Source organism: Zymomonas sp., assembly GCF_020216885.1.
GTDB lineage: Bacteria > Pseudomonadota > Alphaproteobacteria > Sphingomonadales > Sphingomonadaceae > Zymomonas.
In genome coordinates this window covers 1-10000 of sequence record NZ_JAIWON010000063.1, presented here as the reverse complement: position 1 = coordinate 10000, position 10000 = coordinate 1, and the positions used below count along the sequence as shown (strand labels likewise).

The window sequence follows — 10000 nt, the reverse complement described above, 5'->3', positions numbered from 1 at the left end:
TATAACTTTTCTATAAAGTGGCTCCGGCAGGGTTTTAACGGGAAGAGGGATACGGACATGCGTCCTATAACATTAAAAATAGCCATCACATCTTTGGCTTTTCTATCTTTATCTGCCTGTGAATCGCCTTTCAGAGCGAATGTAACCCGCTTTCAGATGATGCCATCTCCTGCCGGACAAACTTTTGTTATTCAGGCATCCAATCCCCAAGATAAAGGTGGATTAGAGTTTGAACATTATGCCGATATCGTTGCCCATCAATTATGGCAGCAAGGCTATCAACCCGCAGCCCCCGGCGCGCCTAGCACCCTGATCGTCAAGCTGGATTACGGCATTGATAATGGCCAGCAAAAAGTGGCCTCTACCTCTTATGGCTATGGTGGCTGGGGTGGCGGCTGGGGCGGCCCTTGGGGTGGTTGGGGCGGCTGGGGTGGCTACGGCGGTTGGGGCGGCGGCTGGGGTGGCGGCTACGGCGGTTGGGGCGGTGGCTGGGGTGGCGGCACCGATGTCTATAGCTACACCCTTTATACGACCTTCTTTAAGATGGAAATTGACCGCAGCAATGATGGTCAGCGCGTTTTTGAAGGCCGTGCCAGAGCGCAGGTCACAACCGACAATATGACCCAGTTGGTTCCTGATTTAATTCAGGCGATGTTTGTCAATTTTCCCGGCCATTCCGGCGAAGATGTTGAAGTTAAGCTGACCAACGACAAGAAGAAACATAAATAACCGAATAAAGACTATCCGGTGGCATCAGCCGCCGGATAGTTCGGCATTATCGGAAAATTCCGGCAAAATAATTAAATATAATGGATACGGCCACCCGTCATAGGGTGCGGCACCCCTGTTGTTTTGGGGAAGCTGATGGGCTGGTTAAACACTCGTCTGACCGCAAGATAGGCAAAGCCCTCAGCCTCGGTCGCATCACCGTTCAAATGGAAATCTTCAATCGGCTGAACAGGCATTTTCAAACTGTCATGCAGCATTTTCATCATCGTTATATTATGGCGACCACCACCAGCGACAATAATTTTTGAAGGTCTTTCAGGGAAGAAAGATAATGAGCGAGCAACCGATTCAGCGGTAAAAGCGGTCAGCGTTGCGGCGCCATCCTCGATCGAGAGATGAGCGACCGCCTCGATTGAAAAATCGCTTCTATCCAATGATTTCGGTGGTAATTGCGAAAAGAATTTCTGGCTCATCATCGCATCAACAAGATCATGATGAACGACACCCTTGCTCGCCAAAAGGCCAGATTCATCATAATCAAGACCGGCCTTGGCCTTGACCCAATCATCAATCATGCCATTTGCGGGGCCTGTATCGCAAGCGATCAGGTCATTTTCATCTGACCCGATCCAAGTGATATTCGCAATGCCACCCAGATTAAGCACCGCCAAGGGGTGAGAGGCTTCGCTGAATAATGCCCAATGATAGATAGGCAGCAATGGTGCGCCCTCGCCGCCTGCCTGCACATCATGGGAGCGGAAATCATCGACCACGCTGATTTTTGTCGCCTGCGCCAAAGCGGCACCATCACCAATCTGCCATGTCCAGCCTAAATCCGGCCTATGGGCAATCGTCTGGCCATGAAAGCCAATCACCTTGATTGCCTGATTACCTAACGCATTTTTTTTCAGGAAATCTTTGACTGCCTGAATATGGCGAAGGGTGACAATATGTTCGGCCTGATAAATCACTTCATCTTCGGGGATAAAACAAGGAGCTGCCATCATCAAAGCGCGACGACAAGCTTCGCGCAAGCAGGCTTTATCCGTATCCGAATAAGGATAGGACGCAAAATTCAAAGGTTTTACTTGTTTTTCGCCATTGGTTTCAATCAAGGCGACATCAACACCATCTAAAGACGTGCCGGACATCAATCCGATTGCCAGCATCCAAATTCCCCCGATTTCTATTTTCCAGCCCTTTGATCTTTTCTTCACAAGCTGAAAACCATAGGAAGCTGTTTATTCGACTTTAATCCTTAAATCCCCTAAACAGCAATCTGCATTTCCCGAGGCTTGTCTGTTTTTACAGCGATTATTCCTAATAGGCACATTATGACACAATTTCGTTCTGATTTTCTGCGTTTACTGGAAGCGCGAGGGTATATCCATCAGGTCACTGATGCAAAATCATTGGATGAGAAGGCTTCGCAATCCGTCATTGCCGCCTATATCGGCTTTGATCCAACGGCGGCCTCTTTGCATGTCGGTAGTCTTTTGCAGATTATGATGTTGCGGCGATTGCAACAGGCTGGCCATAAACCGATCGTTTTGATGGGCGGCGGCACTGGAAAAATCGGCGATCCTTCTTTCAAGGATGAAGCCCGTAAATTGTTGGATGAAGACACGATCAAGGCGAATATTGCCTCTATCAAGCGTGTTTTTGAGCATTTTTTGCATTTCGGTGATGGCGCAAATGATGCCGTCATGGTCGATAATGCCGAATGGCTTGATAAATTAGAATATATTCCTTTCCTGCGTGATGTCGGTCAGCATTTTTCGGTCAACCGGATGTTGAGCTTTGATTCCGTCAAATTACGACTCGATCGGGAACAATCCTTAAGTTTCCTCGAATTCAACTATATGATTTTGCAGGCTTATGACTTCCTTGAGTTATCGCGCCGTTTTGGTGTTTGCCTGCAATTGGGCGGTTCCGATCAATGGGGCAATATCGTCAATGGTATCGAGCTTGCCCGCCGGATGGATGGGAAAGAAGTTTTCGGATTGACCAGCCCGCTGATGACGACGGCGGATGGCATAAAAATGGGTAAAACCGTTGGCGGTGCCGTCTGGTTAAATGGCGATATGTGTTCGCCTTATGATTATTGGCAGTTTTGGCGCAATACCCATGATGCCGATGTTGAACGCTTTTTGAAATTATTTACCGATCTGCCTTTGGAAGAAATTGCTAAATTGGCAGCCTTGGAAGGTAGCGAAATTAACGAGGCCAAGAAAATCCTCGCGAATGAAGCGACCAAATTGGCGCATGGTGAAAAGGCCGCCAAAGAAGCCGCCGCAACTGCCAAGAAAACTTTTGAAGAAGGTGCCGCTGGTGATGCCCTGCCAGTGATGAAGGTTTCAGACTCTTCGATCAGCTTGGTTGATGCTTTGGTTGGTTTGGGATTGGTGGCTTCTAAAGCCGAAGCGCGCCGGATGATTCGCGGGGGTGGCGCGCGCATCAATGGCGAAAAAGCCTTGGACGAAAAGGCTGTTATCGAGGTTACAGCCGACAATATCCGCATTTCTGCGGGTAAAAAGGCGCATGGCGTTATTCAAGCCGGATAATCGCCTCTAGTGACGCAGGAAAAGATGTCAGGCGAAAGTCTTTCATCCTTTCCTGCTGATTTTATATTCAGCCAGACCGCAGGAAACTAACACCCGCATCACGTTCAAAAAGATAAAGGGCTATTCGTGCCGCCTGCCCCCTTTCTCCCGACAAGCCGCCATCCCGATCAACCAATAATCGGGCATCGTCATTCGCTATCGGCAGCAATTCAGAGAGGTCTTCTGGAGAGGCAATCTGGAAATGAGATTCACCGGATTGCTTGGTTCCCAAAATTTCGCCACTGCCCCGTAAGCGTAAATCTTCCTCGGCCAGCCGGAAACCATCGTTACATTCGCGGATAAGGGCTAATCGTTCCCGTGCGACTGAACTGAGTTCTTCGCTCCGTAAAAGCAGACAAATTGAACGACCGCCGCCACGACCGACACGCCCCCTTAATTGGTGGAGCTGTGCCAAGCCAAAACGTTCGGCCTGATCAATAATCATCAAGGTTGCATTCGGGACATTAACCCCGACTTCAATCACGGTCGTTGCGACCAAAACGGCTATTTTACCCGCCGCGAAGTCGTCCATTACCCTGTCTTTTTCAGCGGGTTTCATTTTGCCATGCACTAGCCCGACTTTTTTCCCGAAATGCTGCTGGAGCAAAGAAAAGCGTTGTTCAGCCGCCGCGATTGCATTTGGAGAAAACTCCTCTTCACTATCGGCTTCACCAACGGCCGGACAGACCCAATAGGATTGTCCCCCTTCGGCGATATGGCGGCCAAGAGACGCGACTATCTCCGGTATTTTCCGGCTGGAAATTACCCTTGTTTCGACTGGCTGGCGACCTGGGGGCATTTCATCAAGGCGACTAACATCCATTTCGCCATGTGCCGTCAGCATCAGACTACGTGGAATAGGCGTTGCGGTCATGACCAATAAATGCGGGGTATGAATGGCCTTTTCAGCCAACATCATCCGTTGAGCGACCCCGAAACGATGCTGTTCATCAATGATAGCGAGACCCAGATTTTTGTAGTTAACCTTTTCCTGAAAAATGGCATGGGTGCCAACCAGAAGATGAATCGAACCATCCGCCAATCCCATTAACGTGGATTCCCGCAATTTGCCTTTATCTCGCCCTGTCAAAAGGGCAATATTTACGGGTAATCCGGCAAGCTGTTGGCTTAGGGTCTCAAAATGCTGACGGGCAAGAATTTCTGTTGGGGCAAGTAATGCCCCTTGATAACCGGCTTCGGCAGCGATCAAGAGGCTATGCAAAGCGACCCATGTTTTACCCGAGCCGACATCCCCCTGTAATAACCGCAGCATAGGAGAGGCTTGCTGCATATCACCTTCGATTTCTGCCAAAGAACGTCTTTGCGCCCCTGTTGGCTGAAAAGGTAAATTCAGCGCATCCCGTAAATGGCCATCGCCCTTTAACGGGAAGCCCCGTTTACGTCGGTTTGCGGCGCGAATAAGTTTTAAAGCCAACTGATTGGCAAAAATTTCATCATAACTGATTCGTAATTTGGCCGCGCGATCATCGGGATGCTGATGTATCCTTTCAACCGCCTCCCGCCATGAAGGCCATTGATGTTTTTTGAGCAAACTCGGTTCGATCCATTCCGGTAAATCCGGTGATTTTTCCCATGCTTGCCGAATAAGCTGCCCCATACGGCGATGCGTCAGCCCATCTGATAAAGGATAAAGTGTTTCTTTGAGCGGGATGCTGTTTTCTTCGCTTAAAGGCACGATTTCCGAAGGATGAACGATCTGTAGCTGGTCTTGATAGATGTCGAGTTTTCCAGAGACCAAGCGCGTTTCCCCGATTGGCATCAGCTTTCTTGCCCAACTGCTGTGATTGCCGAACCACAAAAGTTGAATCTGTCCGCCAAAGGGGTCTTCGGCCAAAATACGAAAAGGCGCTCTACCGGAAGGATGGCGATATTCTTTCGCCGTCAGGGTTAGAATAACGGTCGCACCGACATCTTGTGCCTTGATATGATCTGATTTAACGCGCCGCATCTGTCCAGTGGGCAGATAAAAAAGCAAATCCTTGAGACGCGTCAACTGACGCTTTTTTAACGGTTTGAGTAAGGCCGAACCGACCCCTTTCAAGGATTCTGTTTCGGCAAACAGCGGATTAAGAATATCTGGGCGCATAGCTTATGGCATAATCGGTCAAAATCAGAGTTCAACTCTTTCATTTCGATTTTTTCCGGTAATCTTTGTAAATAAGGTCGAGCTTGGCTTTTATCGTGATAGCCGGATGTATCTGGCGGTTATATTATCGCAAGGCTGGCTTTACTTTTAAGAAGCGGCATTGCAGACCCTTTGACAAGGCAGCATTTCACATTCTGAAGGAAGATAATGTTTGTAAATCCGGCGCAGATATTAAAAGCAGAACAGCCCTTGACCTTGTCCGGTGTGGAAAATGGTTTCAAGCCTTTAATTCTGTCTGACCTTGCCCGTGCCTTGCAGGCAAAAAACAAAGCGGGTCGGTTGGTTTATATAGCCTCCGATGAACAGGCAGCGCGCGCTATCGCCGATGCGGCGGGGTATTTTGCACCGGAATTAAAGATTATCTCTTTTCCGGCTTGGGATTGTCTACCTTATGATCGGGCATCGCCTTCCCTGCCCCTTTCTGCAACCAGAATAGCGACGTTACATCATCTTCAAACGCGCCCGCAATCGCCAGAATTACTTATTACAACCGTAGATGCGGCGTTACAGCGGTTATTGACTCCTTTCCGATTACGGCAGCTTTGCCAGACCTTGGCCGCCGGTGTGCGATTGGATCGGGAAAAGCTGGTTACGCTCTTACGAGTGCATGGATATCAACAAAGCGAAACCGTCAGTCAGTCGGGGGATTATGCTATCCGTGGCGGCTTGGTCGATTTATGGCCAGCAGGCTTAGCTTATGCCCTGCGTCTCGATTTTTTCGGAGACGAAATAGAAACCCTGCGGCAATTCGATCCAACAACCCAGCGCAGCATAGCCGAAATTGACAAATTCAATCTTTTACCCGCGTCAGAAGCCTTGCTGGATGCTGAGAATATCAAGCGTTTTCGCAGCCATTACCGCGAAATCTTTGGTGCGGCGGCAACCACTGATCCGCTTTATCAGGCGGTATCAGAAGGGCGGCGGCTGGCCGGTATGGAACATTGGTTACCTTTATTTGAAGAAAAGCTGGTCACCTTATGGGATCATCTGGCTGAAGAGGATGCGGTTTTCTATGACCAAGCCTGTTTGAAAGCAGCAGAACAGCATTTTGAAGCTATTCAAGATTACTATAGCCACCGCAAAAATCCCCAGAGTCAGGAATCCGGCAGCTATCGTCCATTAAAGCCTGATTTACTGTATCTTGATGATGCTGTGTGGCAAGGGCAGCTTCAAATATCAAAAGCCCATCAGATAACGGCTTTTCATATTCCGCCAGCCCCTGATGTTCTTGATTTGGAATCGACTCTGCCGCGTGATTTTGCGCCAGAAAGACAGCAAGGCAGCAATATTTATGAAGCGGTCGTTGACTATATTGGCGCACTGAATAACCAGAAAAAACGGGTTATTATTGCCTGCTATTCCAAAGGATCACGGGAACGTTTAACCGGCCTGTTACAGGATCACGGTTTAAAAAGAACGCTAGCCGCCGATAATTGGCAAGAAGCCTTGGCCGCAGCCGATAGCAGCCGATCTCAACTAACCGGCGCGGCGTTAATGCTCTTGCCGCTCGATCATGGTTTTATTGCCGGTGATGTCGCCCTGTTAAGCGAACAGGATATTTTAGGCGACAGGCTAGTTAGAAGGGCGAAAAAGCGAAAATCGGCGGATGCCTTTATGGCAGAGTTGGCCACTCTGGCGGTCGGTGATCTGGTGGTGCATAGCGATCATGGGATTGGCTGCTATGACGGGTTGGTTTCGATTCCGGTCGGCAATGCGCCACATGACTGCGTTGCCTTGAGCTATCAGGGTGGTGACAAGCTCTATGTGCCGGTTGAGAATATCGACACCCTTAGCCGCTATGGCAATGCCAGTGAAAGCACTGTCCTAGATAAATTGGGCGGTGTGGCATGGCAGGCCAGAAAATCGAAAATGAAAGAGCGCATTCGCGCTATTGCCGGTCAGTTGATGGCGACCGCTGCCCAAAGAGCGTTAAGACAAGCCCCTGTCGCTTTGGCTGATCCGGCCAGCTATCCGGTTTTTGTTGATCGTTTTCCTTATCAGGAAACCGAAGATCAGGAACATGCCATTTCTGATGTCATCGAGGATTTAGCCCAAGGGAAACCGATGGATCGGCTGATTTGCGGTGATGTCGGTTTCGGTAAAACAGAAGTCGCCTTGCGAGCCGCCTTTATTGCCGCCATGTCTGGATTACAGGTTGCCTTGGTTTGTCCGACCACCTTGTTGGCACGACAGCATTACAGCAATTTTCTCGAAAGATTTGAAGGCTTTCCGCTGCAAATCGGTCGTCTTTCCCGATTAGTGCCTGCGAAAGAAGCCAAAGCCTGCCGTGAAGGCTTAGCTGACGGAACCATTGATATCGTCATTGGCACCCATGCCATTTTATCGAAAACGATTGATTTCAACCGTCTGGGCTTGGTTATTGTCGATGAAGAACAGCATTTCGGCGTTGTCCATAAAGAACGCTTAAAAGCCCTTAAAAATGATGTTCATCAGCTTACCTTAACCGCAACACCTATTCCGAGAACGCTGCAAATGGCGATGTCAGGCCTTAGGGAGTTATCGGTTATCCAAACCCCGCCTGTCGATCGTTTGGCTGTCAGAAGCTATGTCATGCCTTGGGACCCTGTAGCGATCCGTGAAGCCTTGTTGCGGGAGCATTATCGCGGTGGCCAGAGCTTTATTGTGGTGCCAAGAATTTCTGACCTTGCTGATCTCGAAAAATTCCTGTCGGAACAGGTGCCAGAAATCCGTTTCGTTATCGCCCATGGTCAAATGGCAGCCACTGAAGTCGAAAACCGGATGTCGGCTTTCTATGACAAGAAATTTGATGTTTTGCTTTCGACAACGATTGTTGAATCCGGTCTGGATATCCCCAGTGCCAATACGATGATTGTCTATCGGGCGGATCGTTTTGGCCTATCACAGCTTTACCAGATTAGAGGACGCGTTGGACGCTCTAAGACCCGCGCCTATGCCTATCTGACGACACCGGTCAATCATTCTGTCAGCGAAACAGCCGAAAAAAGGCTGCATATCCTTTCGACTTTGGATTCTTTGGGGGCTGGTTTCCAATTAGCCAGCCATGATCTTGATATTCGCGGTGCGGGTAATTTGTTGGGAGATGAACAATCCGGCCATATTAAAGAAGTCGGTTTTGAATTGTATCAATCCATGTTGGAAGATGCGATTTTGGTCGCGAAATCAGGCGGATTGATTGACGAGAAAGACAATGAAGAATTTTCGCCCCAGATTACAGTTGATGCGCCTATTTTGATTCCAGAGGACTATGTGCCTGATCTGGGTCTTAGAATGGCTCTGTATCGCCGGATGAACCAGATTAAAAATCGCGAGGAGATCGAATCATTTGCAGCCGAAATGATCGACCGCTTTGGGTCATTGCCCAGCGAGACCAAAAATCTGTTGGCCGTGATTGAAGTAAAAATGAATTGCCGCCAAGCGCATATTGGTCGTCTTGATGTCGGGCCGCGAGGGGCGTTGATTACTTTCCATAATGACAATTTCCCAAATGTGACCGGATTGCTGGCTTATATTCAGAAATTAAAAGGGACTGCTAAATTAAGGCCTGACCAAAAACTGGTTATTCAGCGCAACTGGCCAGACCCCAAAAGCCGCCTGAATGGATTGGTGCAGCTTTCCCGTGGTTTGGCTAAAGTCGCGATTGCGTCATAAAGGGAAAAGATTTTTAGGATAAGGAAAAGGCTCTTGCGAGAAGCAAGGGTCTTTTTTTTAAATTTTAAAGAAGAGAGAGAGGTGGTGGGTCCGCCGGGATTCGAACCCGGGACCTCTCGATTAAAAGTCGCTTGCTCTACCAACTGAGCTACGGACCCAACCTAAAGTTTCGCTTTTTAATATCAAAAGATATTTAAAAGGACTTATTTTGAAAGACAGAAGATTAACTCTCCGTCTGGGAGTGGTTCCCTAGGGGGTTATTGCTTGGAGGTCAAGTACTTATAGCGAAAATATAGCTGTTTTACCGTAAAAAATCCATTTTTTTGAAAAACAGGCCAATTTCCAGCGATCGAAAGTAACGGTTTCAGCACAAAATCGCGATGACTGATCTCAAGATGAGGGATATGAAGTTTTGGCCATAAAGCCGGTGGCTGTCCTGCGGCCAAGGCAGGCTTGTAACGAAGACGGGGTTGTATTTTTTGTGGCCAGCGCCCTTTCTCCCATAAAACAATATCAAGATCGAGCACCCTCGCTCCCCATCTTTTTCCTTTTCGTCGCCCGAAATCCTGTTCTATTTTTTTACAAAGCGCCAGTAACGCAAGTGGCTGCAAATCTGTTTTAATAATAATCGCGGAATTGGCATAACGCCGCCCACCAGATCCGACAGCCGAGGTTTCAAAAATCGGAGCGCGAGAATGGATCGCAATCTTTTCTTTTTCCAATGCAGCAATCGCCGCCTCGATGACCGCAGATGGTCGACCATACCGACCATGCCAACGATTAGAGCCTAGTGCGATAGCATAAAGCATTGATAGAAATCCCAAACAATAAAATTAAATAAAAATGATTA

6 protein-coding genes and 1 tRNA gene are annotated in these 10000 nt (G+C 48.5%); 3 read left to right on the top strand and 4 right to left on the bottom strand.

Translation table 11 applies throughout. From position 1 onward, the window contains the following. The first annotated feature begins 57 nt into the window (after positions 1-57). A complete protein-coding gene (locus LDL18_RS03305; RefSeq protein ID WP_296506981.1) occupies positions 58-729 on the top strand; it encodes a DUF4136 domain-containing protein in 672 nt (223 codons plus the stop codon). A gap of 71 nt (positions 730-800) precedes the next feature. Here LDL18_RS03305 and LDL18_RS03300 read toward each other — a convergent pair whose 3' ends face one another. Further along, positions 801-1898, bottom strand: coding sequence for an anhydro-N-acetylmuramic acid kinase (locus LDL18_RS03300; RefSeq protein ID WP_296506982.1), 1098 nt, complete (start codon positions 1896-1898; stop codon positions 801-803). Positions 1899-2063: 165 nt separating this feature from the next. Here LDL18_RS03300 and tyrS point away from each other — a divergent pair, with 165 nt between their 5' ends. Further along, positions 2064-3293: a tyrosine--tRNA ligase gene (gene tyrS, locus LDL18_RS03295; protein ID WP_296506980.1), complete on the top strand. Its 1230-nt coding sequence runs from the start codon at positions 2064-2066 to the stop codon at positions 3291-3293. A gap of 67 nt (positions 3294-3360) precedes the next feature. On the opposite strand, the gene recG is transcribed toward tyrS, so the two are convergent. Continuing rightward, on the bottom strand, positions 3361-5439 hold the full coding sequence (recG, locus tag LDL18_RS03290) for an ATP-dependent DNA helicase RecG (RefSeq protein ID WP_296506979.1): 2079 nt from the start codon (positions 5437-5439) through the stop codon (positions 3361-3363). Between the two features lie 207 nt (positions 5440-5646). Here recG and mfd point away from each other — a divergent pair, with 207 nt between their 5' ends. Further along, positions 5647-9150 carry a transcription-repair coupling factor gene (gene mfd, locus LDL18_RS03285; protein ID WP_296506978.1) on the top strand — a complete coding sequence of 1168 codons (3504 nt, stop codon included), beginning with the start codon at positions 5647-5649 and terminating at the stop codon, positions 9148-9150. Positions 9151-9232: 82 nt separating this feature from the next. Here mfd and LDL18_RS03280 read toward each other — a convergent pair. Further along, positions 9233-9308 (bottom strand) — tRNA-Lys (locus tag LDL18_RS03280). Positions 9309-9407: 99 nt separating this feature from the next. Next, on the bottom strand, positions 9408-9959 hold the full coding sequence (gene folK / locus LDL18_RS03275) for a 2-amino-4-hydroxy-6-hydroxymethyldihydropteridine diphosphokinase (protein ID WP_296506977.1): 552 nt from the start codon (positions 9957-9959) through the stop codon (positions 9408-9410). Positions 9960-10000: the final 41 nt, after the last annotated feature.